Raw genomic sequence first — 26,183 nt, 5'->3', positions numbered from 1 at the left:
GATCCGCCGTTATTGCCCCGGCCGTCCCGTTTTGCGCGGGCGGCCACGGCGACCTTTCTTCTGCGCCGGATCGTCGAATTCGCGCGTGCGTGTGGGCATCTGGAGACGCGACGGCTTTTCTCCAGATTTCATTGGCAATGAGGCGTGCGGACCCATTTCGTCGAGCGTCGGTTTGTGCGGCCCAGAGATGCCTTCGCCGAAGGCGCCGGCTTTAGCACGGCTGTCGACAGTCGGCGCGCGCGCCGGAACCGGCCGGTCGGTTCCTGGCCCCATGTCGTCCAGCGACGGCTTTTTGATCCGTGATGTGGACTGAGCATACGTCGGCTGCACCGGCTCGTATTCGCTCTTGATACGCGAACCCGTGGTTTCCCTCTCCCCATCCTTCATGGGGAGAGGGTTAGGGTGAGGGGCTGGTTCTGGGTGATGAGCAAACGGTTGCTCCTCACCCCGACCCTCTCCCCGCTTGCGGGGAGAGGGGGCCTGATGGGGCACATTTGCACTTGCACCATACCTGCGCTCGCCCTTGAAGCTGCCGGCGCGATCTTCGACATCGCTTTGTCGTGCCAGCGGATCATCCGAAATCGCAAGCTCCGTCTCGCGCAGCCGTTTGATCTCGTCGCGCAGCCGCGCCGCCGTTTCGAATTCGAGGTCGGCAGCAGCTTCCTTCATGCGCCGCTCCATGTCGGCAATAACGGCCTGTAGGTTGTGACCGAGAGACTGCACATTCTCGCCGTCCGCAAGCCCCGCATCGACGGTCACGTGATCCTGCTCGTAAACCGATTGCAGCACGTCGTGGATGTTGCGCTTGATGCTTTCGGGCGTGATGCCGTTTGCTTCGTTCCACGCGAGCTGTTTCTCGCGACGCCGGTTTGTTTCGGCGATGGCGCGGTCCATCGATCCTGTGATCTGGTCGGCATAGAGAATGACCTTGCCGTCGACGTTGCGTGCTGCGCGCCCGATGGTCTGCACCAGCGACGTTTCCGACCGTAGGAATCCCTCCTTGTCGGCATCAAGAATGGCGACAAGCGCGCACTCCGGAATATCGAGGCCCTCGCGCAATAGATTGATGCCGATCAGCACGTCGAAGGCGCCGAGACGCAAATCGCGGATGATCTCGATGCGTTCGAGCGTTTCGATGTCCGAGTGCATATAGCGCACGCGCACGCCGCTTTCGTGCATGTACTCGGTCAGGTCCTCCGCCATGCGCTTGGTCAGAACCGTGACCAGCGTCCGGTATCCTTTGAGCGCGACCTGCCGGACTTCGTCGAGCAGATCGTCGACCTGCGTTTTTGCAGGCCGCACTTCGACGACCGGATCGACAAGGCCGGTCGGGCGGATGACCTGCTCGGCGAACGCACCGCCGGTCTGCTCGAGCTCCCAGCTTGCAGGCGTCGCCGAGACGAACACCGATTGCGGGCGCATCGCATCCCATTCCTCGAAGCGGAGCGGGCGATTGTCCATGCACGACGGTAGCCGGAAGCCGTATTCCGCAAGCGTCGCCTTGCGCCGGAAGTCGCCGCGGAACATGCCGCCGATCTGCGGAACCGTAACGTGGCTTTCGTCCGCGAAGACGAGCGCGTTGTCAGGGAGATATTCAAACAGCGTCGGCGGCGGATCGCCCGGGTTGCGCCCCGTGAGATAGCGTGAATAGTTCTCGATGCCGGCGCACGAGCCCGTCGCCTCCATCATCTCCATGTCGAACGTCGTGCGCTGTTCGAGGCGCTGCGCTTCGAGCAGCTTGCCCGCATCGTACAACTCATCGAGCCGTTGTTTCAGCTCGAGCTTGATCGATTTGATCGCCTGCTGCAGCGTCGGCTTCGGAGTGACGTAGTGCGAGTTGGCGTAAAGCTTGACCAATGCCAGCTCGTCCGTCTTCGCACCGGTCAGCGGATCGAACTCGACGATGCTTTCGACTTCGTCGCCGAACAGCGAGAAGCGCCATGCCCGGTCCTCCAAGTGCGCCGGGAAGACTTCGACTGTATCGCCGCGCGCGCGGAACGAGCCGCGGACGAAATTCTGGTCGTTGCGGCGGTAGTGAAGGGCAACGAGATCGGCCAGCAATTGATCGCGGGAAAGCTGCTCGCCGGCGCGCACGGTAAACGTCATCGCCGTATAGGTCTCGACCGAGCCAATACCGTAGATGCACGAGACCGAAGCAACGATGATGACGTCGTCGCGTTCGAGAAGCGCGCGCGTTGCGGCATGGCGCATGCGGTCGATCTGTTCGTTGATCGACGCTTCCTTTTCGATGTACGTGTCCGTCCGCGGCACGTAGGCTTCCGGTTGATAGTAGTCGTAGTATGAGACGAAATACTCGACGGCGTTCTCTGGGAAGAAGCTCTTGAACTCGCCGTAGAGCTGCGCTGCGAGCGTCTTGTTTGGCGCCAGGATCAGCGCCGGACGCTGCGTCGCCTGGATGACGTGCGCCATCGTGAACGTTTTGCCCGAGCCGGTGACGCCGAGCAGGACCTGATTGTGCTCGTGCTTGGCGACGCCCTCGACAAGTTCCGCGATCGCTTGCGGCTGGTCGCCTTTCGGTTCGTAGTCGGATTCAATCTTGAACCTGATCCCGCCTTCGCTTTTTTCCGGTCGCTCGGGACGATGCGGCATGAACGTCGGCATGCCGCCGGACACGATCGGATGCGACGCCATCAACGGCTGGCGCGATAGAATCTCTTTCGCTCGGTCGGACCGTTCTTCCGGCCTTGTCAGGAGGGCCGTCAGACTGTCGGTCAGACTTTCCCCACCCATCGGCGGCCGTGGCCCCGACTGCCGCAAGGCCGGCAAGCTCGGGAGTCCGCTACTCGTCGTCTTTCCCGAAAAATCAGCCGGAGCGAAATAGGCGTTTGTTTCAGCGAAGCCCGGCGTACCGGCCGAAGTCTCGGCAGGCGGCTGCACGGGCTTGCCCGATTTGCCGCGCGAAGAACGCGGCCTGGGCGATTTGCCGGAGGGTGTTTTAGGTGGAGGTGACACGTTGCGAATATAGGGGCGGGAGCCGAGAGCATAAATGCTGTTTCCAGGCCACAGTGTCACGCCGGGACGTGCGTTAACGACGGCGACCGGTCCCAGGGGAACGTCGCGCTCTTTCTCAAAGCTCCTTACGGAAGAGTAAGTTCCGTCCGTGCTCTGCGCAATGATAGCCAAGCAACCGCCGATTCGAATTTCGACAGGTTCAATCCGGATCGGCCCAGCGGGGCCGGGGCAACCAAGTTGGTCGACAGACGTTGAACCACTGACATTATGGAGCATAGACAATGATCTCTATGAAGACGGTTGCGGCGGCGGCTGCTATGATGGTTATCGGCAGCGGTGTCGCTCTGGCGAAGGACGCGAAGAAGCCTGCGACCCCGGTCGTCCATTCGCCGGAATCGATCCAGTGCTCGAAAGAGGCAGACGCCAAGGGCTTGCACGGCAAGGAGCGCAAGAAATTCCGCGCCGAGTGCAAGAAGAACCTCGAAAAGCAGCATCACGACGAAAAGAAATCCTAAGCCTCTGAACCTGCAGGTTTCGGAACCCCGCCGTTTTCGGCGGGGTTTTTCTTTTCGGTCCCGGCGCGACCTCAGTATACGTTGGGCACCCAAGCCCCTGAATTGAGGGACGCGCACGTGGCTGACCGCAACACGAAAAGGACTGCGCTGGTGACGGGCGCCAATCGCGGCATCGGTTTTGCGATTGCGCGTCGGCTCGCCGAATTGGGAATTTCAGTACTTGCCGGAGTCCGCAACGAGGCCAGTGCCATTGCAGCCGGTGCGGCATTCGAAAAACTCGGCGTCGATGTCGATCCTATTGTATTGGATGTGGCCGAAGCAGCGGGATTGCCATCCGTGCTGACGGAAATCGAACAGCGCCACGCGCCGGTCGACATTCTCGTCAACAACGCCGCAATCCTGATCGACGGACCCGGCGGTTTCAACGCCAGTCTCTTTGAAATGACGGACGACACGCTCCGCCGCACTTGGGAAACGAACGTGCTCGGGCCGGCCGTTATCACGAGAACCCTTCTGCCGGGCATGATTGCGCGCGGTTATGGGCGTGTCGTCAACATGTCGTCGCTGGCAGGACAGCTGACCGGGATGAGCTCTGGATTTCCGGCCTATCGCATGTCGAAGGCAGCGTTGAATGCTTTGACCCGCATTGCCGCTGCAGAAGCCGACAAAGGCGACGTGAAGGTCAACGCCTGCTCGCCGGGTTGGGTCAGGACGGATATGGGCGGACCGGACGCGCCGCGTTCGCCCGAAAAAGGCGCCGAGACGGCTGTCTGGCTAGCGACACTTCCGCCAGATGGACCGACGGGAGGATTTTTCCAGGACAAGTCAGCCGTTCCGTGGTGAACGGAACTGCGATCTGTTCGCAAAAGGAATCTGCCGATTACAGCGAACGCCCACCGCGACCGCTGATGATTGCGGCATTGGCTCCGTCGATTTCCATGACAAAGCGAATCGGTCGCGCATTTGGATCTTTCACGTCACGTGCCGTAACCAGAATGAAATGCTCCGGGCCGGCCGAGGTGTCGATTTCGGTGATCTGCGGTGCAAAGTCGGACACGGACGCGACCGCGAACGTGCGATGGTGGCCGCTGAGGGTCAGCGAAATCTGATCACCGACAGAGACCGTCTTGGTCATCGGCGCGCTGTCGTCACGGCGCATGGCCGTAAGCCAATAGTCTTCCGAGCCCGAAATCGGATTTATCGACGCGACCTCTTTGGTGGGCGAAGAAGCGTGGGTGAGCGCTGTTGCGAAGCTCGTTCTCAGAACCGTCTCGCTGCTTGCGAAGAATGATGTCGCGGCGATCACGGCCGCTGCCGCTCCTGCGGAGAGGCCAAGCCAGAACGGCCGGATCTGTTGCCTCGTCATGCTCCGCACCTCCAATGGGCTTGTAGGATATTAAGTCGGTTTGAGATGAAACGGTTCACTGAATAAAACGTACAAACGAGAATGCGGCAATTCAATAGCGCCTCCCGTCGCGCATTGAGGATAACGCTATTTCACATCCTGGTGACGCGCCTGCGGAGGCGCATAGACGCGGCGTAAATGCCTGAAAAAACTTAGATTAAGGGCCGCGAGTAGCGAAAGCGATAACCCTAGCAGGCCCCAGGCGGCCGTACCGCTGGTTCTCCGAAAGACGGCGTTAGGGTCCCAGACTGAGCTGGTCGTCGCGATCTCGATGATTGGCGCCGGTCCGGGCTCGGCGATGGCCTTGATGGATTGCGGCGCAATAGAGCGTTCGATCCCGCCAAAAGCTCCTGAGAATGGGCAGGCTTTGACCGGTGCGCTGGCACAGACTGCGGTCAGCACGACGAAGAGCAGGCCGGCACCTAGGGCGTCGAAAACGGGCCGAAGCAGGTGATGGCGACGTTTCGGGCGATGGGGACGTGCTTGCGAATTCCGTTCGAGCATCTCGCTGGCAGCCATCGTTTCAAATCCCTCCGCTTGCATCGATTTGGTAATGACGACCCGTTAAGGGGGAGTTGACCGGTGGTTCTTGGCATGCATGGGTCCGGAATGTGGCGCAGGCTGTGCAATTGCGGTGCCGTTCCGAATTCTTGCAATTTGAGTTGCGTACCGGCATCACCGGCCGCGCGGAGCGCAACGTGCTGCAGGCCTGCGGCGGCAGCGCTGTGAGATTGGCAAAACGTCGGCTTGCAGTCGCAAATCATTGGAATTAGGGTCCGCGCCGCTCCTTTCGCAACCGCGAAATGAACTATTCGCACTCCTCCTTTTGACAGGCGTCTCATGGGCTTCATCGCCGACAGTTTGAATCGTATCCAACCGTCCGCCACCATCGCCGTTTCGACGAAAGCTCGCGAACTCGCGGCCCAGGGCCGGGACATCATCTCACTGTCGGCAGGCGAGCCCGACTTCGATACGCCGGAGAATATCAAGGAAGCTGCGAAACGCGCCCTCGACGCGGGCAAGACGAAGTACACCGATGTCGACGGCATTCCGGAACTCAAGGCGGCGATCGTCGCAAAGTTCAAGCGCGACAACAGCCTCGATTATAAGCCGAGCCAGGTATCGGTTGGGACCGGCGGCAAGCAGGTGCTCTACAACGCACTTCTCGCAACTCTCAATCCGGGCGACGAAGTCGTGATTCCGGCTCCATGCTGGGTCTCTTACGCGGACATTGTTCTGCTCGGCGGCGGCAAGCCGGTTTTCGCACCGACGACGCTAGAAGACGGTTACAAGCTGAAGCCCGAGGCGCTCGAAAAGGCGATTACGCCGAAGACGAAGTGGTTCATCTTCAATTCGCCGTCGAATCCGACCGGCACAGCGTATTCGGCCGGCGACATCAAAGCGCTGACAGACGTGCTGCTACGGCACGAGCACGTCTGGGTTCTGACCGACGACATGTACGAGCATTTGCTCTACGACGGTCTGAAGTTCGCGACGCCCGCAGCCGTCGAGCCGCGCCTTTATCCGCGCACGCTGACGATGAACGGCTTGTCGAAGGCCTACTGCATGACCGGCTGGCGTCTCGGCTATGCCGCAGGCCCCGAACAGCTCATCAATGCAATGCGCAAATTGCAGTCGCAATCGACGTCGAATCCATCGTCGATTACGCAGTGGGCCGGTGTCGAAGCCTTGAACGGACCGCAGGACTTCATCGCAAAGCACAACAAGATCTTTGTCGAACGTCGCGATCTCGTCGTCGGCATGCTCAACCAGGCAAGAGGACTGCAGTGCCCCAATCCGCAGGGCGCATTTTATGTCTATCCGAGCATAAAGGCTTTGATCGGCAAGACGAGCCAGAGCGGCGCCAAGATCGCCGACGATGAAGCGTTCGTGACGGCGCTGCTGCAAGAAGAGGGCGTCGCGGTCGTTCATGGCGCGGCGTTCGAAGGCTCACCGTCGTTCCGTGTCTCCTACGCGGCATCGACCGAGGCACTGAAGGAAGCGTGCACTCGGATCCAGCGTTTCTGCGGAAATCTCACTTAGGAGGCCGCGGCGGAAGCCGCCAGTCTGAATCAAAAGCGCGCGAAGGTTTTCGCGCGCTTTGCAATTCTCAATAACATAACTAAGCCTGCCTCAGGCCGTCGCGCCGTTGCCGACAAAGTGACCGGTAAACCAGTCCCAAGCATGCGAGATGTGCCCGCTCAGGGGTCGTCCGTCGATATCAGGTACAACCGGGCGCCAAATCGCGATTGCAGTCGTGGGCTGCGACTTGAACTCGAACACCGTCGGCTCGATACCGAAGGTATCCGGAAGTTGGTCTTCGACCGCCATCACGTACCCGGCGGCATTCGCCGCGGACATCAGTGATTCGATACTCATAACCCAGCCTCGCATCTCTGAGCCAAAATCCCTCTGGCTCTCTCCGAATCCTGCGCTAGTGCCCCTTAAAACGCGCCAAACACGGATAAGTTCATGATGATGCATGTTTAAAGTTATTCAAGCGTTTTTTGCATTTTGAGATATGGCCTAACGCCCCGAGGTGAAAGTAGTTTCGGCGTTGCAGTAATTTGCATGCCGGTCCGAATGCCTACCGCATCGCAATAAGAAAGTTTCACGAAACTGTGCGGCGGACCCCGGTTAAGACTGTTGTGCCGCGCTGACTTTCGAGCGAGCATCGTCCCTGCCGTACCCTTCCGAGGTGCGGGGTGGCGGCCAAGCGTGGGTCTGCGCCTCGCAACGTCGGAGGCAATCATGACAAGTTCAGATGGCCCGAAGGGCAGAAACGGCGCTCAAGGAGGCAGAGGTGGGGTCCGAGGCGCACGCTGTGTCGCGCTGATCGGGCCCTTCGCAAGCGGCAAAACTACTCTTCTCGAAGCTATTCTGGCACGCACCGGCGGCATATCCAGAGCTGGATCGATCGCAGCCAAGTCGACGGTTGGCGACAACGCTCCCGAAGCGCGCGAGCACGCCATGAGCGTCGGCGTTAACGTCGCTGACATATCCTTCCTCGACGACAAGTTCACAGTCATCGATTGCCCAGGATCGGTTGAGTTCGCCTACGAAGGCACGCTCGCTCTCCCGGCCTGCGATATGGCCGTTGTGGTGTGCGAAGCCGACCCGAAACGCGTCGCCGCCCTGCAGGTGATCCTGAAGCAACTCGAAGACGCTCAAATTCCGCATCTGATTTTCTTGAACAAGATCGATGTCTCGCAAACCCCCCTGCGCGACATCATACCAGGTCTGCAGCCGGCAAGCGCCAAGCCCCTTGTCCTGCGCCAGATTCCGATCTGGGAAAACGGCATCGCGACCGGCTTTGTCGATCTCGCATCCGAACGCGCCTACGTCTATCGCGAGCATGCCGAAAGCAAGATCATCGAGTTGCCGTCCGCTATCGCATCGCGCGAGAAGGAAGCCCGCTTCCAGATGCTTGAGAAGCTCGCCGATTACGACGACGACTTGATGGAGCAGTTGCTCGCCGACATTCCCCCGCCCAACGATCGCGTGTTCGACGATCTTACGAAAGAGTTGAAGGACGGCATGATTTGCCCCGTTCTTCTCGGCTCCGCCCAGGAAGGGTATGGCATCATGCGGCTTCTGAAAGCGCTCCGGCACGAATGTCCCTTCGTCGAAGACACGGCGAAGAGACACAAGCTCGAGAACGTCAAGTCGGCAGCCTACGTCTTCAAAAGCGTGCATACGAAATCGGGCGGCAAGCTATCGTTTACGCGCGTTCTTGCTGGAGAAATTCCGGATAATGCCACAGTTACGGGCGGCGACGGACAAGAGGTTCGCGTGGCCGGCATCTTCACGATCCGCGGGGAGGAAACGACGAAATGCGGAGGCGCCAGGGCGGGCGACACCGTCGCGCTTGGCCGGCTCGACGCTATTCGCTCGGGCGAGACGATCGGCGTCGGAAAATCCACGGTGACGCAAATCCCGGTGCCGAAACCGCCGCAGTCCGTTCTCGCGATCGGCCTCGGGCTCAAGGACCGCAAAGATGAAGTGAAACTGTCCTCGGCCGTCGCGAAGTTGATCGACGAGGATCCCTCGCTGACGCTGGAGCACAATGCCGACATGCATCAGATCCTGCTGCACGGTCAGGGCGAGATGCATTTGCGCGTCGCGCTCGAACGGCTGATGCGGAAGTATGGCATCGAAGTCCTGCGTGAGAAGCGCCGGGTCGGCTACAAGGAGACGATACGCTCGGCAACCGAAGTCCGCGGACGTCATAAAAAGCAGTCGGGCGGTCATGGACAGTTCGGCGACGTGAAGCTCGACATCAAGCCGTTGCCGCGCTCGAGCGGCATTACGTTCGCGGAGACAATCACCGGTGGCGCAATCCCACGCAACTTCATCCCGTCGGTCGAGATCGGCGTGCGCGACTACCTGACGGAAGGCCCGCTCGGCTTTCCCGTCGTCGACGTCGCAGTGACGCTGACGGATGGCTCGTACCATACGGTCGATTCATCCGACATGGCATTCCGGCAGGCAGGGAGGCTCGCGATGTCGGAAGGGATGCCGAAGTGCAACCCGGTTCTGCTCGAGCCGGTCATGGCCGTTTCGATCGCGGTGCCGTCCGAAGCAAATGCACGCATCAACGGCATCATCTCGCAACGGCGCGGGCAGATTCTCGGATTTGACGCGCGGCCCGGCTGGCCGGGCTGGGACGTGATCGAGGCGCACATACCGGAAGCGGAGATGGATAACCTGATTATCGATCTCCGATCGGCGACCGCCGGCGTCGGCTCGTTCACGTTCGGCTTCGATCACTTGGCCGAAGTGTCGGGCAGATTGAAGGATCAGGTGCTCGCAGCAAACAGAGCCGCCGCCGAGTGATGGCTGACGAAATGCAGAAAGGGTGGCTCTCGCTACCCTTTTTTAGCGTGCGAAATGATTACGCCGCCGGTGAGCCGGTCTTGGGTTTTGGTTCCGACGCACCTGAAGGATTGGATTTGGTCGGAGTTTTCGGACCTTTGAAATAGTCTTTCATGGCCTCGACAAAAAGCGGCGCCAGACCCTGACCCCCGTCGTCGATGATCGTCTTCATCTCGTCGCGCATCCTCGGTTCCCATGAACTGTGAATGTGCCTCGCGATGCTCTCCAGCGCTTCGCCTTTCGGATAGACGGACCAAAATGCGGTGACCTGGTTGGCCATCTGAATAAGAACTTCTTTTTCCATCTACCTACCGCGATTAAGTTGGTGAGCAGAACATGTCTGCGTCAGGAGTTGAAGACAACGGGTTTGCCCTTGGCGAGCGCCGCCAGGAACAGATTGGACTTGCGCGCGAGATCGAGCGCTAGCGATGTCGGGGCCGAAACGGTGACGAGCGCTCCGATGCCCGCCGTTACCGTCTTTTGTACGAGTTCGAAGCTGCAACGGCTCGTCATCAGCACGAAGCCGTCATGGATATCGAACTCATCGCGTACCAACGTGCCGATCAGTTTGTCGAGGGCGTTGTGGCGTCCGACGTCCTCGCGCACGAGCTTGATCTCGCCGTCACGCGAGACCCACGCTGCACCGTGCACAGAGCGGTTGAATTGATTCATCGGCTGATGCTGAAACAACGTGGCGGCAGCGCGTTCAATCGCTTCCGGCGTTGGTGCCCACCGCCGTTCCAGGACCGGCAACGGGCGGACGACCGAGGCAATATCCTCGAGACCGCAGAGCCCGCAACCCGCCCGGCCTTCCACCGAGCGCCGCGCGAGACGCGATGTCTCGAGAGCCGCTTCCGGAACCGCGATATCGACCGTGACGCCCTCATCACCAGGCATCACGAGGATACCCCGAATCTCCTTCGGGTTTTTCAGGATGCCTTCGCCGATAAGAAAGCCCAACGCGAAATCCCTGAGATCGGCCGGCGTCGCCATCATGACGGTATAAGGCTCGGAATTGATTTGCAGCGCCACGGGTGTTTCGTGCGGCAGTTGCCACGTTACCGGCTGCACTGAACCGGCAACCACGGCTTCACCCAAGGCGGGATAAGAGCAAAACTCCTCGTCCCCGCCCTGTTGCGAAATCACGTTCGATATCACGCTCATTGTAAGTGATTTTGAGATAGGCCGGCGGACTTATTCCGCCGGTTCCAGCTTCTTCTCCGTGCCAATACGCTTGCTTTCGATATTGCGCGTATTCCACTCGGCCTGCCAGTCGGACGGCTGGTTCGAAGGCGCCACCTGAACCGCAGTTACCTTGTATTCGGGGCAGTTGGTCGCCCAGTCCGAATTGCTGGTCGTAATGAGATTGGCGCCCGTGCCCGGATGGTGGAACGTCGTGTAGACGACGCCCTGCGGCATGCGGTCGGAAATCTTCAACCGGATCGTCGTTGCGCCGGCGCGGCTCGTAAGCGACACGATCTGCCCATCCTTCATGCCGCGAATTTCCGCGTCATAGGGGTTCATTTCGAGAATATCTTCCGGGTGCCACGCCATATTGTCGGTGCGCCGCGTCTGAGCGCCGACATTATATTGCGACAGGATACGTCCGGTCGTCAGGATGAGCGGGAAGTTGTTGCTTGCGCGCTCGTCGGTTGCCATGAACGCCGTCAGCATGAACCGGCCCTTGCCGCGCACGAACTCGTCCGTGTGCATGATGGGCGTACCTGTCGGATGCTGTTCGTTGCACGGCCACTGGACCGAACCAAGCTCGTCAAGGCGCTCATATGAGATGCCTTGGAACGGCGGGGTCGTTCTCGCAATTTCGTCCATGACCTCGGACGCGGAATTGTAGTGCATCGGATAGCCCATCGCCGTCGCGAGTCGACTGACGATTTCCCACTCCGGTACGCCCTGCTTTTCCTTCAGGACCTTGCGAACGCGATTGACGCGACGCTCGGCGTTGACGAACGTGCCGTCCTTTTCGAGGAACGAGGTGCCCGGCAGGAACACGTGTGCGAAAGCGGCCGTCTCGTTCAGGAAGAGATCCTGCACGACCACGATGTCCATGGCCTTCAGCGCCGCTTCGACGTGATGCGTATCGGGATCGGATTGCGCGATATCTTCGCCGTGAATGAACATGCCGCGGTAGGATCCGTCGATTGCGGCATCGAACATGTTAGGAATGCGCAGTCCGGGCTCATCATCGAGCTTAAGGCCCCATTCCTTCTCGTAGATGTCTCGCACATCCTTGTTGGAGACGTGGCGATAGCCAGGATATTCGTGCGGCGCCGAACCCATATCGGAGGAGCCCTGCACATTGTTCTGGCCTCTGAGCGGGTTCACGCCGACGCCTTCGCGGCCGATGTTGCCCGTCGCCATCGCAAGGTTGGCCAACGCCATGACGGCCGTCGAGCCTTGCGTGTGCTCGGTAACGCCGAGGCCGTAATAGATCGCGGCATTGCCGCCCGTAGCAAAGAGGCGTGCCGCCTCGCGCACCATCTGGGCCGGAACGCCGGTGACTGGCTCCATGGCTTCCGGTGAGTGCTCCGGCCGCTTGATGAACTCTTCCCAGCGGTGGAAGTCGGTCTTTTCGCAGCGGCGGTTGACGAACTTCCGGTCGATCAGATTTTCCGTTGCGATTACGTGGCAAAGGGCATTCACGACCGCGACGTTGGTCCCGGGCATGAGCTGCAGGTGATAATCGGCTTTGACGTGCGGCGAGTCGACGAGATCGATGCGCCGCGGATCGACGACGATGACCTTGGCGCCCTCGCGAATCCGCTTCTTCATGCGTGAGCCGAAGACCGGATGAGCGTCCGTCGGATTGCAGCCGATGACCAGCATGACGTCGGTTTTATCGGTGCTCTTGAAATCCTGCGTTCCGGCGGCTTCCCCGAACGTCACCTTCAAGCCATAGCCTGTCGGAGAGTGGCAAACGCGGGCGCACGTATCGACATTGTTGTTATTGAAAGCAGCACGCACGAGCTTCTGGACGGAATAGATCTCCTCCAGCGTCGTGCGCGAGGACGTGACGGCGCCAATTGATTTCCGGCCGTATTTCTCCTGCGTTTCTTTGAGGCGCTTCGCGGCGTAATTGATCGCTTCGTCGAAGGTCACGACCTGCCAAGGATCCGTAACTTTCTCGCGGATCATCGGTGTCAGGACGCGATCCTTATGTGTCGCGTAGCTGAACGCAAAGCGACCCTTCACGCACGAATGGCCTTCGTTGGCGCCACCATCCTTGTACGGCACCATGCGGACGACTTCTTCACCTCGCATTTCGGCTTTGAAGGCGCAGCCGACGCCGCAATAGGCGCACGTCGTGATGATCGAATGCTCCGGCTGACCTATGTCGACGACCGACTTCTCGATCAAGGAACCCGTCGGGCAAGCTTGCACGCAGGCGCCGCACGAGACACATTCCGAAGCTAGGAACGATTCACTCATGCCTGAGGCAATGTAGGAGGCGAAACCGCGGCCGTCGATCGTCAGAGCGAAAGTGCCCTGAACCTCGTCGCAGGCGCGTATGCACCGAGAGCAAAGTATGCACCTCGATGGCTCCAGCTGAAAATAAGGGTTCGAGTCATCGATTGGTCTGAACCTGTCGTTGGCCGACCCATCGGCGCGCTTTGCGTAGACATGGTTCTCGCCGTCGAAGCCATAGCGGACTTCCCGGAGACCGACAGCGCCAGCCATATCCTGAAGTTCGCAGTCGCCGTTCGCAGCGCACGTGAGGCAGTCGAGCGGATGGTCGGAGATGTAAAGCTCCATCACGCCGCGACGGAGCTTTGCGAGGCGTGCGTTCTGCGTCGCGACCTTGATGCCCGGCGCAACCGGCGTCGTGCACGACGCCGGCGTACCCTTACGTCCTTCGATCTCGCAAAGACAAAGGCGGCAGGAGCCGAACGCATCGAGGCTATCGGTAGCGCAGAGCTTCGGAATCTGGATGCCAAGCTGCATCGCGGCGTTCATGATCGAAGTGCCTTCGGGCACCGTGATCTCGCGACCGTCGATCTCAAGCGTGACCATCTTGGTCGTCTCATGAACTTCGGGTGTCTTGGTGCCGTAGTCCGTCTCTTTGATGAGGGTCATCGGCTTAACGTGCTGGTTCATTGTGCGTCCTCGTTGAGGTCGTCTGATCCTGAGAGCTACTCCGCGGCGTCAGCAAGAAACTTGTTGGGCGCCGGCTTGTGAAAGTCGTCCGGAAACTCGTGCAACGCGCTTCGGACAGGCAACGGCGTCAGCCCGCCCAATGCGCACAGCGAGCCGTCTGTCATTGTGACGCAAAGGTCTTCAAGCAGCGCGACGTTCTTCTCACGATCGATATCGGCGATGATCTTGTCGATGACCTCGACGCCGCGCGTCGATCCGATTCGGCACGGCGTGCACTTGCCGCAGCTTTCGATGGCACAGAATTCCATCGCGAAGCGCGCTTGTTGCGCCATATCGACCGTGTCGTCGAAGACAACGAGGCCACCATGGCCGACCATCGCGTCGATCTTGACGAATTCTTCGTAGTCCATCGGCACGTCGAACTTGGATTCAGGCAGATAGGCGCCGAGCGGACCGCCAACCTGCACCGCGCGAGCCGGCCGACCGCTGTGGGTTCCGCCGCCCCAGTCCTCGATAAGCTGCCGCGTCGTGACGCCGAAAGCTTTCTCGACAAGACCGCCGCGTTTGATATTTCCGGCAAGCTGGAACGCCAGCGTGCCGCGCGACCGGCCGACGCCGTAGTTTTTGTAGAATTCGCCGCCCTTCGCGAGGATGATCGGCACCGCCGCGAAGCTCATCACATTGTTGATGATCGTCGGCTTACCGAAGAGACCTTCGATCGCAGGGATCGGCGGCTTGTAGCGCACGAGCCCGCGCTTGCCTTCGATGCTTTCGAGCATCGACGTCTCTTCGCCGCAGATATAAGCGCCGGCGCCCATGCGCACGAAGAGATCGAACGAGTATCCCGAGCCCTGGATATTGTCGCCAAGCCAGTTGGCCTCGCGTGCAATCTCGATCGCCTTGCGCAGGTTATGGACTGAGTGCGGGTATTCCGAGCGGACGTAGATATAGCCCTTGGTGGCGCCGCCGGCGACGGCCGCGATCGTCATGCCTTCGATCAGACAGAAGGGGTCGCCCTCCATCAGCATGCGGTCGGCGAACGTGCCGCTGTCGCCTTCGTCGGCGTTGCAGGCAACGTACTTCTGGTTGCTGGCGAGATCGTGGACGGTTTTCCACTTGATGCCGGTCGGGAAGCCGGCACCGCCGCGTCCCCGCAGGCCCGACGTCGTCACCTCATTGATAATGTCGATCGGCTTCATCGCGAGGGCCTTTGCCAGGCCGTCGTAACCGCCGTACTTGCGATAGTCTTCTAATGAAAATGGATCGGTGATGCCGCAGCGCGCGAACGTCAGCCGCTCCTGGTTCTTGAAGTAGGGAATTTCTTCGGTCAGCCCATGTCCGAGCTTGTGCGATTTGCCTTCGAGAAATCCGGCGTCGAAGAGGCTCACAACGTCTTTCGCGGCCACCGGTCCATAAGCGACGCGCCCTTTCGGCGTTTCGACTTCGACGAGCGGTTCGAGATAGAGCATGCCGCGCGAGCCGTTGCGAACGATACGGACATTAGCCTTGCGCTTCTTGGCTTCGCTCGCGATGGCGGTTGCGACATCGTCGGCGCCCATCGAGAGGGCGGCAGCATCGCACGGGACGAATACGGTGATCATTCCGCAGCCTCCTTTTCGAGGCCCGCGATGATCTCGTCGAACCGCTCGGGATCGACCCTGCCATAAAGCTTTTCACCGACCATGACGGCCGGCGAAAGGGCGCAGTTTCCAAGGCAGAAAACCTGTTCAATCGTAACAGTACCGTCGGCCGTCGTGCCGCCGAGCGGGATGTTGAGCCTGGCCTCCGCATGCCGGCAGAGTTCCTCCGTGCCCATGGATTGGCACGCTTCGGCACGGCAGATCTTGACGATATGCTTGCCGACAGGATGGCGATGGAACTCATGGTAGAACGTCAAAACCCCGTAAATCTCGGCGCGCGAACGATTAAGCGCCGTGGCGATTACCGGGAGTGTGTCCTCAGGCACGTAGCCAAGCTCGTGCTGCATCTCGTGAAAAATTTCGAGCAACTCGTCAGGTTTGTTGCCGTGGCGTGCGCAAATCGACAACGCGGCCACTTGCGCAGGAGTCGAGGCTTTAACCTCTTGCTTCCGAGGCCCTTTCGGTGATCGTGTAACGTTCTTCGCCATGCGAGGCGTTTCCCTAGGCTGCCGCGATAATTCTTCGGCGGAATTGCTTATTTAGATGCGCATTTCGTCGCGGTTTTTCTAGTGTTTTATTTCGCTGTTCCGATCAAATCGGTATCACCGATCCAATCATTGGCGTTATCAATGCTGCATTGCGAAAACTAATGATGTGTCCGTAGTTCAAGCAATCTTCGGCTTCTTCGCCCGCACCGCAGCAAACCCATGTGTCGAAAAAGCCGCGGCGGTCTCGCGAAAAACCCGGATCAAAGGGGCGACCGGATCGCGATCGGGGGTAATCAGTCCGACATTTTGAGAGATGTTTGGCGCGGTCAGCGGAACGGCGCGGACATCCGGATCGTCCCCGAAAATACCGACGATGTATTCCGGCATGATGCTCGCGAGACCCATCAATTTTACGCTGGAATAGAGATTGACGACCGAATTCGTCTCCAGCGCCGGTTCCGGGTGGCTTTCGGCCACGCGGAAAGCGCGGTCGATGATCCGGCGATTCTGCATGTTCGCAGTCGGCAGTCCGAGCGCCAGCTCCGCGGCCTCGCGCCAAGTCACCGATGCCTGCGCGGCGAGCGCGTGATCCGCGGGAAGGAACAGGCTGTAGCGCTCCGTATAGAGTGACGTTGCCATCAAGCCATTGATCGGCTCGTTGTCGAGGTAGGTGATGCCCGCATCGAGCGAATAATCGTCGAGACCCCGCAGGATTTCTTCCGAGCTCAACGACATGACGGTGAAATCGATATGCGGGTGCAACTTTCTGACGGCCTGCGTCAGATACGGAATCATGGGTAGCGCCGACGGAATGGCCCCTAAGGCCAGTCGTCCGGTCAGTCCGAAATCGCTGGTCGCGAGGTGCGCCAGCTCCTGATGCATTGACGCCCAATTGTTGAGGATGAGCTGCGCCCATTTGAGAACGCGGGCGCCCTCTTGCGTCAGGCCCTGATAGCGCTGACCGCGCTCGACGATCGGAACGCCGAGTTCAAGCTCAAGCTGCCGGATGCGCCCCGAGAGCGTCGGTTGCGTGACGTGGCAGGCGCTGGCTGCGCGCGTGAAATGCTTTTCGCGCGCCAGCGCTACGAGGTACTGAAGCTGCCGGATATCCATAAAATGCTCTCTATGCTGAGAGAGCGGCAATCATCAATGTTTCCATACTGGAATGCAATTGCGCGGTTTCAGCACGCCATCCCATCCGCATCGAAAACATGCCCCGACAGCCTCCGGCCTTTGTGCGACGCGAGATAAAGCGCAAGGGTCGCAACGTCCGGCTCGTTCGTAAGCACCGCCCCGGCTTGCCGCTCTCCTACGACAGAGGGACCGACCGAATTGATGCGAATGCCCTGCGGCGCCCACGCGTGCGCTTCTTTCGCCGTCATCGCCGCCAGCGCCGTGCGTGCGTAGGCGGCCACCGCCGATTCCCGGCCGCTTGTGGGATGAGGCATCTTCAAGACATTGAGAATGAGACCCTCGCTCAAGATGAGGCACATGCGATTGGCGATGATGCGCGTCAGTTGCGCAAGCGGCGCGAGCTTGTCGGATATGAGCCTGTCGAGATCGCTGTCACGCTTGACGGCCGCGAGTTCGGCCGCAGAGATCGAAGCCATATTGATGGCAGCGTCGAGCCCGCCATACGCCTGCGCTGATGTTTGCGCGAAGACTGCTGCGCTGTTGGCGCTGGAGATGTTCTGCGTATGCAGGCGGATGTCGCCGGCCGTTTGAGTGAGAACCGCGGCAAGTTCGATCAGCTCGGGAGAAAGCTCCGCAGTATGAACGATAAGTCGCGCTTGGAGATCGGCGAAGGAACGCGCAATGTCGATACCCGACGTTGCCGTAAGACCTGTTATGAGGATGCGCGCCTGCGCGAACTCGCTCGTTACGTACCCATCGGCACTCGTACTGATACGATCCATGTACATGGCGCTTAATCCCCTGCTCAACAAAAACGCAACACCGGCAAACGCGAGAAGCGCTGTCGGCCGTACGATACCACGGCGATTCGCCCTAACGAGACCTAAACAGCGCCCCGATTCGGGTACGCCGGAGACGGGTCAAGGGCAGATTTGCGGCTTTGCACCGGGACTCGCAACGTGCACCGCGACGCTGATGTGTGACTGACGCGCTCCGCACGCGGTAGGAATCGTGCCGATCGGGACTTAGGCTTCGGAAACTTGGTGATAGGTCCCGTAAGCTGCATTGCTTCTCGCTTCCCGGGCCTGCGAAGCTGTTCAAAGACGAATCGATTGGCGGCCCTGAAGACCATGAGAAGACAAGACGAAATGAAGCCTCCGGCAGCACCTGCAACGACGGGTACGCCGGTCGCGGAAGTCGCGCCGAAACCCGATGCCGTGACCGAGCCGAAAAGAGAAGCAGCCCAGCGGGATGGCTTCGTGCTCTTGAGCATCGTGGTCGTTTCCGCCGCGATCGGCACGATGCTTTACTCGCAGTTCGGATTGCAGCTGGGGATGTCCATCGGCGCCGGCATCGGCGCCTGGATGTTGTTCATGCTGATCCACAAGCAGGTGCAGAAGTCGGCACAGATCGCGGAACTCAAAGCTGAGCTGGCGCGTGCTCGTTTTCAAAGCGCAAAACCGCAACGTCCGGCAGCACTTCGCGGCGTGAAACTTTCGCCCGCCACGAGTGCAGCGGGCGACGCGCGTCAGCCGGATTTTGCTTCCGCCATGACAGCCTCCGAAGCCGCGCAGTCGGCCGCCTCCGCTGCGCGCGCCGCGCCGTCAGGGTTCACCGGACCTGCGGTTGGGCCGCAGAGGCCCGTCGCCAATTCGGACATCGGTTCCGCGCCGGTCCACGGCCGTTCGTCCATGCCGCCGCTTCGGGGAACAATGCCACCTTCCGACAAAAAGGCCGGCGAAGCGGTAGCAAACGAGACTGGGGTTGATCTGACGGGCATGCGATTACCCGCATCCGGAAGCGTTGCGGCGCCATCCGCGGGCGTTGATGCTGCGCGCGACGAACGCCCGGTGCAAGGTACGGAGATGATCCGCGACCAGTGGTCGTTCCGCCCGCGCACCGAAGCGCCGGTACCGGGAGCGCCGATGGCCACACGTACCGCGAAGACAGTCGAAGGCGACCTCGAACTCGTGCAGCGTAAGATCCGCGAGCTTGCCGACGAGGTGAACTTCGTTGAGTCTACGCGGCCGTCATCAAAGCCGCTGCGCGCCGATATCCGTTCGACGCCGACGACCGATGCAATTGAGCATTCGATCGGTGCACTCAAGGCCGCCGCAAACACCATGCGCGAGCGACCGGGCGGGCTTGGCGATTTCATTCCGAAATCTGCGATGGTCGAGCCGGCACAGCCGCAGTCGCCGCAGCCCGCATCTTTGCCGGACCTGGGCGAACTCGTCATTCCCGCGACTGCGGAGCGTATCGCCGGAGTAGATCATGGCCCGAAAAATCCGGAGACCCCGGCGCCGCGTCATGAGTTGCCGCTTCCCGAGCGTCCGCTGGTGGACTTCGGTTTGAACGGCGCGCTGCCTGCTGCTACCGCTCTGCCGTCGCACGGCAGGGAGATTGCACGTGCCATCGAGAATGTTGCGTCCGACGTGTTTCTTGCACCGATCGTAACGCTATCCGCGCATGCCGTGAACCACTACGAGATGACGGTTGCCTTACGTTCGGCGGAAGGCGCGCGACTCGATGTGCGGGATGAAGATTTCTCCCTCATCGGTCCGGATCTCTCGGTCAAGTTCGACATCGAGCGGCTTCAGCGCGCGGCGGCGCTTTCGGTTCGTATGGAGGCTCGCGACAAGGACGGGTCGCTGCTGACGGAGATCATGGGGAGTTCGTTGTCGGACCGCGCGTTCCTCGAAACCATCGCGCAAGTGTACGGTGCACGCCCGAAGGTTGCGACGCAACTCGTCGTGCTGCTGACACAGCGCGCGATTGACGAGTTCACGCCGGCGGTATGGCAGGCCATTCGCGACATGCATGCCTATGGCTTCCGCTTCGCCCTCGACGACATCAAACACATGCGAACCGACTTTGCGGCTCTCGCGGTGACGGGTTTTCGCTTTATCCGTCTCCCGTCTCACGTTGTGTTCGACGGCTTCACGGCGCCCGAACGCTCCGTCGCGGCCGACGAGATCTATCAGCGCGCGACGCTCGCGGGGCTGTCGATTGTCGCCAGCGGCATTGCTGATGCGAAAACGCAGAAGCGCCTGTTGGAGATCGGCGTCGATCTCGGACAAGGCCCGCTGTTCGGCGTACCACGCCAGGTGATGCTCACCGGACCAGAGAAACATTCCGCGGCAGCTTGAGACCCAATCCGACGGCACGGCGCAGTGTCGCGCCGGCCGCCGATGACAGGCCGGTCTCCGGGCGCTATAGGGCGCTGGTCGTGCCAGCTTCGGGCGCGCCTGGACACCCGGATCGTTAATGAGCGCAATTCCAGTTCTGCAATCGATCGCGCCGCTCGCAGCGACGGCGGATCTTTGGTTCGTCGACATCTGGGGCGTCATGCACAATGGCGTGCGGCCGTATGCATCGTCCGTCGCCGCGTGCGAAGCGTTCAGGGAGCGCGGCGGCACGATCCTTCTCGTCACCAATTCTCCGCGTCCGCGCGAAAGCGTCGGCCGCCAGCTCGACGGCATCGGCGTTGCGCGCTCAGCCTACGACGGCATCGTCAGTTCCGGCGACGTTTCGCGCAGCCTCGTCGAGGATTGGGCAGGCAAGCCGATCCTCCATATCGGGCCTGAACGAGACTTACCCATTTTTGCCAATCTTCAGGCAACGCCCGGCGCCAGCGTCGATGATGCGGCGGTCGCCGTCTGCACCGGATTGTACGACGATGAACAAGAGACGCCCGCCGATTATGCGCTCATGCTCGCGAACCTCAAATCGCGCAACGTGCCGATGATCTGCGCCAATCCGGATCAGAAGGTCGAGCGTGGCGGACGCTTGATCTATTGCGCAGGCGCGATCGCGCGCGCTTATGAAGCGCTGGGCGGCAACGTGAGCTACGCCGGCAAGCCGTTTCAGCCGATCTACGATCTGGCGCTGGAAATCGGCAGCGACATGCGCGGCAAGCCAGTCGTAAAAGACCGCGTGCTCGCGATCGGCGACGGCGTCGCAACGGACATCGCGGGCGCAAGCAGTGTCGGCATTCGGTCTGTTTTTATTGCAAGCGGCGTGCACGTGAAAAACGGCGAGGACATCGGCGACGCCGCCGCGCGCCTTTTCGCAGCGGCCACCTCACTGCCCATCGCCGTCATGAACACATTCGTCTGGTAGAACGCACTTAGCGACGCCAATAGAGCCGGAACGGTTTTCGGCGGAGGCCGCTCCATCCTCATCACGACCGCGAGAAGGCGGCCATCCACGACAGACAGAAATATCTAAACGGTCAGCACGATCTTGCCGATGTGCGCGCTGGATTCTATGCGGGCATGAGCGTCTGCGGCACGCGCCAACGGATACGTGCTGTCAACCGGGATCTCGATCTTTCCCGATGCAACGAGCGGAATAACTTCCTCTTCGAGCGCACGTGCGATGCGCCCCTTCACGTCGTTCGAGCGGATGCGCAGCGTCGAGCCGGTGATGGTCAGGCGTTTCAGCATGACGCGCATGAAGTCAACCGTCGCCGTCGATCCTTTTTGGTATGCGATGTTGACGAGGCGCCCGTCGTCGGCGAGCGCGCGAATGTTTTTGTCGATGTAGTCGCCCCCAACCATGTCGAGGATCACGTCGACGCCACTCTTGCCCGTTTCGGTTTTGATGACGTCGGAAAAATCCTCTGTCCGGTAGTTGATCGCGATGTCTGCGCCGAGAGCACGCGCGGCGGCGCATTTCTCGTCCGACCCGACCGTCGTTATCACGCGCGCGCCAAAGGCTTTTGCAAGCTGGATGGCCGTCACGCCGATGCCGCTCGTGCCGCCGTGAACCAGAAACGTTTCGCCCGCTTTGAGCGCGCCGCGCTCGAAGACGTTGTGCCAGACTGTAAAGAACGTTTCAGGGATCGCGGCGGCTTCGGTGAACAACATCACGTCGGGTTTCCGGATGCAGCAGACGGCAGGCGCAACGGCATACTCCGCGTAGCCGCCCCCGGCGACGAGTGCGAGCACGGCGTCGCCGGCTGCAATCCCTTCGACGCCTTCACCAAGCGCCGCTACAACGCCCGCGACTTCGAGACCCGGAAGCTCGGAATGCCCTTTCGGTGCCGGATAATTTCCTTGCCGCTGCAGCACATCCGGCCGGTTGACCCCCGCCGCTGCAACTTTGATCAGGACTTCGCCTGCGCCCGGCGCCGGTACTGGAACGTCGTGCAACTGCAGCACGTCCGGTCCGCCTTTTCCTTCGATGACAACGGCTTTCATGGAGGTAGGAAGGCTCATTCGTGGTCTCTCATTGTGAGGGTTCACGAGCAATGCACGCTCGGATCGCGGGCCGCAAGCCGGGGCAGCGCGTCACGAAGGCCCAGCGGACCTCGACCGCGCGGGCTCAGTTGGCTACTCTTGGCGCGAGATATTGTTCTACGAGGAGGTGACGCCCGTGGACCTTGACGATTTGATGCCGGCTAAGAAGCCGAGCGGCGTGATGATCGGCGAAAACCTGTCGACGCTATCCGTGGCCGAACTCGAAAAGCGGATCACAGATCTGGAGTCCGAAATCGAGCGCGTGCGTCTCGAACTCGATAAAAAGCGCAAGCATGAAGCGGCAGCGCGGTCGTTATTCAAATCGTGAAGGGTCTCTTAAACCGTTCCATCGAATGCCGCGCATCTCGATTAATAAAGTGTGCGTGATTGGCAGGTCACAACCCGCCCGCATTTCTAAAGATCGCAGCCGCGCATCGCAACGTTCGCTTAACCCGACCTTAAGCATATCGAGGCACAGTCACTCCCGATCCGGGCCATCCGGATTGAAGCGGCCCCTCTGCCGCTTGTTTGACGCCTCCTGTTGACTTCCGAGCCGCCCATTTCATGGACGGCTCTTTTTTTGCATTGTCCACAGTGTTGAAAAAAGTGCCCCGTTTTGGGCGTTCTTATTAACTATGGTGCCTTACAGTGAGTTCGTGATAGCAACAGCGGACGGGTAAGCGTTTGTATCGTTGAGGGTCATGAGTAACGTATTCAGCGTCGACGGCGCACAGCAAAACAGCGCCACAACGGTCTCCTTCGGGGAGCGGTTTCAGTCCTCCGAGCAGTTCGACCATATCTTCCGCGAAGGCATGGCGCTGGTCGAGCGCACGGCAAGCTATCTCGACGGTCCGGGCCGCAAGGAAGCAAAGAATCTGAACGGCGCTGCCGGCGTTCTCTACGCAACCGAGAGCATGCGCCTGACGACGCGCCTTCTCGATCTCGCTTCGTGGCTCCTGATCCGCCGCGCGCTCCGCGAGGGCGAGATCACCGAGGAAGAGGCACAGAAGAAGCGCCGTCGCGTGAAGCTCCAGGCTTTCGGCCGTCCGTCGCACGTAAAGGGCTATTCCGATCTGCCGAACGGTCTCAAAGGCTTGATCGAGGAAAGCTTCGCGCTTCACGATCGCATCTCTCAGCTCGACCGCGCGATGTCGAAGCCTGAGGAAATCGATGCGTTATCGGGTCCGGCCGCGAATCCGGTCGCCCAGCAGGTCGGGTTGCTTGAGCGGGCTTTCGCGACCAAGCTCAGCTAGGCGGCCGCCAACAAGCGCCAGATTCAAAATGGCCCGGTCTTTCGAACCGGGCCTTTTTATTTCGAAACTTTAATGTTGGTCGCGGCGCGCTGCGATCAGAACATGCCCTCGAACTTCTTCTTGAAGCGCGACAAGCGGCCGCCGCGGTCCATCAGCTTCTGATCGCCGCCGGTCCAGGCCGGGTGGGTTTTCGGATCGATGTCGAGGGTCAGCGTGTCGCCCTCTTTGCCGTAGGTCGAATAGGTTGTGAATTCCGACCCGTCGGTCATCACGACTTTGATTTGGTGATAATCGGGGTGGAGATCGGCGTCTTTCTTCATGGCGGAAGTCCGTCTTGAAAATACGTTGCTGGCGGCGAAGCTCTAAGGAAGCTCCGGCCCTTTAGATTGCAAAGGGACTGAATTGGCTGCTGTGTACCCGGAAAGAGTGCCCCGCACAAGGCCGGAAAGTCGCACTCCGGGCGTACCCGGACGGGCCCGGCAGCGGCCCATTGTCTCTTGAGCCGGCGCTTCGCCTCAGGCATGGTCCCGGGCGGCTTTAAGGGTTGAAACGCTTATGTTTCCCCGAGCGTTGGATCAGAAAAGCCGATGCGCAGAGAAACAATCGATCTAAATCGCGGGCAAACGCCGTCGGCAGAAGACGCCTCCCGCGCGCGCCTGTCGCTGAGACCGCTGCTGACACTGAAGCCGCTCATTCTGGCCCACAAGGGGGCGCTCTGGGGCGCCGTCATCGCGGTCATAGTGTCGGCAGTTGCGATGCTGGCGGTTCCGATGGCCGTCCGCCGCATGATCGACAATGGCTTCGCGGCCAACGATTCCGCACTGATCAATAACTACTTCCTGACGCTCATCGGCATCGGCCTGCTGATCGCGGTCGCGAGTCCGGCACGCTACTATTTCGTCAATTGGATCGGCGAACGCGTGGTCGCCGACCTCCGCACCAAAGTTTTCGCACAGCTCTCCAAGCTCGGGCCCGCTTACTTCGACATCAACCACTCGGGCGAGATCATGAGCCGCCTGACGGCGGACACGACGCAGATCAAGGCGGTCGCTGGTTCGTCGCTCAGCCAGGCAGCGCGCAACTTCATCATGCTTATCGGCGCACTCGTCATGATGTTCGTGTCGAGCGCCAAGCTGTCGCTGCTCGTGTTCATCGCGATCCCGATTATCGTTCTGCCGCTGGTCGGCTTCGGCCGCCTGGTCCGCCGCCTGTCGCGGACGGCGCAGGATACGCTTGGCGATGCCTCGGCCTATGCTGCCGAAAATCTCGCCGCGCACCGCACGATGCAGGCTTACGTCAACGAGCAGGCGGTTACCGACCGTTTCAGTCGCGCCGTCGAACGCGCTTTCGATGCCGCACGCCAGCGGATGCGGGCGCGCGCCGCGTTGACCGGCGTCGCGATCTTTTTGACGGTCGCGAGCGTCACAGCCGTCCTGTGGTACGGCGCCTCGGATGTCATCGCAGGCAACATGACCGGCGGACGCCTCGGCCAGTTCGTCCTTTACGCGCTCTTCGCGGCGGGCGCGCTCGCGGAGCTCTCCGAAGTCTGGGGTGAGATCACGCAGGCTGCGGGCGCCGCCGAAAGACTTTCGGAAATGATGGCGACGATCCCGGAGATCCGTTCGCCCGAAAAACCCGTGCCGCTGCCTCAGCCGCCGATCGGCGCGGTCGCGTTCGAGAATGTGACGTTCTCCTATCCGACGCGCCCGGATGAAAAAGCTCTCGACGGCGTTACGTTCCACGTCAAATCCGGCGAGACGATCGCGTTGGTCGGGCCATCAGGCTCAGGCAAGACCACGATCTTCAATCTGCTTTTGCGTTTCTACGATCCGAGCGTGGGTGTCGTGCGTGTCGACGGCGTCAATGTCGCCGAAGCAGACCTCACCGACCTCCGCCGCCGGCTTGCCGTCGTTCCGCAGGACGTGGCGCTTTTTGCCGATACGATCGCCGAGAACATTCGGTACGGCACGCCGGGCGCGTCGATGTCGGAAATTCGCCAGGCGGCAATCGCGGCCCAGGCCGATGAATTCATCAACGCGCTGCCAGACGGCTACAACTGCAAGCTCGGCGAGCGCGGTGCCTCACTGTCAGGTGGCCAGCGCCAGCGTATCGCCATTGCGCGTGCGATATTGAAGAACGCGCCGATCCTTCTCCTCGATGAAGCGACGAGCGCGCTCGATGCCGAAAGCGAGAACGCCGTGCAGCGCGCCCTCGATGGGCTCGTATCGGGACGGACGACGCTAGTCATCGCCCACCGCCTCGCGACGGTGCAGAAAGCCGACCGCATCCTCGTCATGGAAAAAGGGCGCATCGTCGAAGCCGGCACACATGGCGAGCTGGTCCGCCGGAACGGCACATACGCGCGCCTTGCTGAGCTTCAGTTCGGCCGCGAGGCCGCGGAATAACTTCGCTGCGCGGGCGCGCTAAGGCTTGACTGCGCATGAATGGCCCTCATGCATGGAATATTCCCATGAGAGGCTTGTTCGTCATCGTCGTTGCCTTCGCAATCTTTGCCTACGACATGTCGTACAACGACGGGCAGGG

22 protein-coding genes are annotated in these 26,183 nt (G+C 60.6%); 9 read left to right on the top strand and 13 right to left on the bottom strand.

Features of this window, described 5'->3' with window-relative positions; genetic code table 11:
• Positions 1-9: 9 nt before the first annotated feature.
• Positions 10-3,249 carry an excinuclease ABC subunit UvrB gene (uvrB, locus tag HYPDE_RS12710; protein WP_015598885.1) on the bottom strand — a complete coding sequence of 1,080 codons (3,240 nt, stop codon included), beginning with the start codon at positions 3,247-3,249 and terminating at the stop codon, positions 10-12.
• Between the two features lie 5 nt (positions 3,250-3,254).
• Here uvrB and HYPDE_RS12705 point away from each other — a divergent pair, with 5 nt between their 5' ends.
• Together HYPDE_RS12705 and HYPDE_RS12700 are read left to right on the top strand one after the other, a co-directional pair.
• Complete coding sequence (locus HYPDE_RS12705; protein WP_041320473.1) at positions 3,255-3,488, top strand: PsiF family protein; 234 nt, start codon at positions 3,255-3,257, stop codon at positions 3,486-3,488.
• Positions 3,489-3,605: 117 nt separating this feature from the next.
• Positions 3,606-4,331: an SDR family oxidoreductase gene (locus tag HYPDE_RS12700; RefSeq protein WP_041320472.1), complete on the top strand. Its 726-nt coding sequence runs from the start codon at positions 3,606-3,608 to the stop codon at positions 4,329-4,331.
• 37 nt (positions 4,332-4,368) lie between these two features.
• Here HYPDE_RS12700 and HYPDE_RS12695 read toward each other — a convergent pair whose 3' ends face one another.
• Both HYPDE_RS12695 and HYPDE_RS12690 read right to left on the bottom strand, forming a co-directional pair.
• Entirely contained in the window at positions 4,369-4,854 is a 486-nt protein-coding gene (locus tag HYPDE_RS12695; protein ID WP_015598882.1) for a hypothetical protein, read from the bottom strand.
• A 126-nt stretch (positions 4,855-4,980) separates the two neighbouring features.
• Positions 4,981-5,412, bottom strand: a complete 432-nt coding sequence (locus tag HYPDE_RS12690; protein ID WP_015598881.1) for a hypothetical protein — start codon at positions 5,410-5,412, stop codon at positions 4,981-4,983.
• Positions 5,413-5,733: 321 nt separating this feature from the next.
• Here HYPDE_RS12690 and HYPDE_RS12685 point away from each other — a divergent pair, with 321 nt between their 5' ends.
• Positions 5,734-6,936, top strand: a complete 1,203-nt coding sequence (locus HYPDE_RS12685) for a pyridoxal phosphate-dependent aminotransferase (protein WP_015598880.1) — start codon at positions 5,734-5,736, stop codon at positions 6,934-6,936.
• 90 nt (positions 6,937-7,026) lie between these two features.
• Here HYPDE_RS12685 and HYPDE_RS12680 read toward each other — a convergent pair whose 3' ends face one another.
• The gene (locus HYPDE_RS12680) at positions 7,027-7,272 is read right to left on the bottom strand and encodes a hypothetical protein (protein ID WP_015598879.1); all 246 of its coding nucleotides are present in this window, start codon (positions 7,270-7,272) and stop codon (positions 7,027-7,029) included.
• 372 nt (positions 7,273-7,644) lie between these two features.
• Here HYPDE_RS12680 and HYPDE_RS12675 point away from each other — a divergent pair, with 372 nt between their 5' ends.
• A complete protein-coding gene (locus HYPDE_RS12675; protein ID WP_041321267.1) occupies positions 7,645-9,729 on the top strand; it encodes an elongation factor G in 2,085 nt (694 codons plus the stop codon).
• Positions 9,730-9,787: 58 nt separating this feature from the next.
• Here HYPDE_RS12675 and HYPDE_RS12670 read toward each other — a convergent pair whose 3' ends face one another.
• From HYPDE_RS12670 to HYPDE_RS12640, 7 genes are all read right to left on the bottom strand, one after another.
• A complete protein-coding gene (locus tag HYPDE_RS12670) occupies positions 9,788-10,072 on the bottom strand; it encodes a formate dehydrogenase subunit delta (RefSeq protein ID WP_015598877.1) in 285 nt (94 codons plus the stop codon).
• A 41-nt stretch (positions 10,073-10,113) separates the two neighbouring features.
• Positions 10,114-10,932: a formate dehydrogenase accessory sulfurtransferase FdhD gene (gene fdhD, locus HYPDE_RS12665; protein WP_015598876.1), complete on the bottom strand. Its 819-nt coding sequence runs from the start codon at positions 10,930-10,932 to the stop codon at positions 10,114-10,116.
• Between the two features lie 30 nt (positions 10,933-10,962).
• The gene (gene fdhF, locus HYPDE_RS12660) at positions 10,963-13,860 is read right to left on the bottom strand and encodes a formate dehydrogenase subunit alpha (protein ID WP_015598875.1); all 2,898 of its coding nucleotides are present in this window, start codon (positions 13,858-13,860) and stop codon (positions 10,963-10,965) included.
• A 56-nt stretch (positions 13,861-13,916) separates the two neighbouring features.
• Positions 13,917-15,482, bottom strand: a complete 1,566-nt coding sequence (locus HYPDE_RS12655; RefSeq protein WP_015598874.1) for a formate dehydrogenase beta subunit — start codon at positions 15,480-15,482, stop codon at positions 13,917-13,919.
• Positions 15,479-16,009: a formate dehydrogenase subunit gamma gene (locus tag HYPDE_RS12650; protein WP_015598873.1), complete on the bottom strand. Its 531-nt coding sequence runs from the start codon at positions 16,007-16,009 to the stop codon at positions 15,479-15,481. The genes HYPDE_RS12655 and HYPDE_RS12650 overlap by 4 nt, the downstream gene beginning before the upstream one ends.
• Positions 16,010-16,186: 177 nt before the next feature.
• Complete coding sequence (locus tag HYPDE_RS12645) at positions 16,187-17,122, bottom strand: LysR family transcriptional regulator (protein ID WP_015598872.1); 936 nt, start codon at positions 17,120-17,122, stop codon at positions 16,187-16,189.
• A gap of 68 nt (positions 17,123-17,190) precedes the next feature.
• Positions 17,191-17,925 carry an SDR family NAD(P)-dependent oxidoreductase gene (locus tag HYPDE_RS12640; protein WP_015598871.1) on the bottom strand — a complete coding sequence of 245 codons (735 nt, stop codon included), beginning with the start codon at positions 17,923-17,925 and terminating at the stop codon, positions 17,191-17,193.
• A 348-nt stretch (positions 17,926-18,273) separates the two neighbouring features.
• On the opposite strand from HYPDE_RS12640, the gene HYPDE_RS12635 reads away from it, so the two are divergent.
• Positions 18,274-20,292: an EAL domain-containing protein gene (locus HYPDE_RS12635; protein WP_244437635.1), complete on the top strand. Its 2,019-nt coding sequence runs from the start codon at positions 18,274-18,276 to the stop codon at positions 20,290-20,292.
• A 118-nt stretch (positions 20,293-20,410) separates the two neighbouring features.
• On the top strand, positions 20,411-21,265 hold the full coding sequence (locus HYPDE_RS12630) for a TIGR01459 family HAD-type hydrolase (RefSeq protein ID WP_015598868.1): 855 nt from the start codon (positions 20,411-20,413) through the stop codon (positions 21,263-21,265).
• Positions 21,266-21,369: 104 nt separating this feature from the next.
• Here the strand turns inward: HYPDE_RS12630 and HYPDE_RS12625 are convergent, their stop codons facing one another.
• Positions 21,370-22,365: an NAD(P)H-quinone oxidoreductase gene (locus tag HYPDE_RS12625; RefSeq protein ID WP_041320468.1), complete on the bottom strand. Its 996-nt coding sequence runs from the start codon at positions 22,363-22,365 to the stop codon at positions 21,370-21,372.
• 157 nt (positions 22,366-22,522) lie between these two features.
• Between HYPDE_RS12625 and HYPDE_RS12620 the strand changes: the two genes are divergently transcribed.
• Positions 22,523-22,714: a DUF1192 domain-containing protein gene (locus tag HYPDE_RS12620; RefSeq protein WP_041321266.1), complete on the top strand. Its 192-nt coding sequence runs from the start codon at positions 22,523-22,525 to the stop codon at positions 22,712-22,714.
• A 373-nt stretch (positions 22,715-23,087) separates the two neighbouring features.
• The gene (locus tag HYPDE_RS12615) at positions 23,088-23,639 is read left to right on the top strand and encodes a DUF1465 family protein (protein ID WP_015598865.1); all 552 of its coding nucleotides are present in this window, start codon (positions 23,088-23,090) and stop codon (positions 23,637-23,639) included.
• A 95-nt stretch (positions 23,640-23,734) separates the two neighbouring features.
• Here HYPDE_RS12615 and rpmE read toward each other — a convergent pair whose 3' ends face one another.
• Entirely contained in the window at positions 23,735-23,959 is a 225-nt protein-coding gene (gene rpmE, locus HYPDE_RS12610) for a 50S ribosomal protein L31 (RefSeq protein WP_015598864.1), read from the bottom strand.
• A 267-nt stretch (positions 23,960-24,226) separates the two neighbouring features.
• Between rpmE and HYPDE_RS12605 the strand changes: the two genes are divergently transcribed.
• Positions 24,227-26,044, top strand: coding sequence for an ABC transporter transmembrane domain-containing protein (locus HYPDE_RS12605; protein ID WP_015598863.1), 1,818 nt, complete (start codon positions 24,227-24,229; stop codon positions 26,042-26,044).
• The last annotated feature ends 139 nt before the right edge of the window (positions 26,045-26,183 follow it).

The sequence above is a fragment of the Hyphomicrobium denitrificans 1NES1 genome (assembly GCF_000230975.2).
Classification (GTDB): Bacteria; Pseudomonadota; Alphaproteobacteria; order Rhizobiales; family Hyphomicrobiaceae; genus Hyphomicrobium_B; species Hyphomicrobium_B denitrificans_A.
This window is presented reverse-complemented; position numbering and strand designations above follow the sequence as displayed.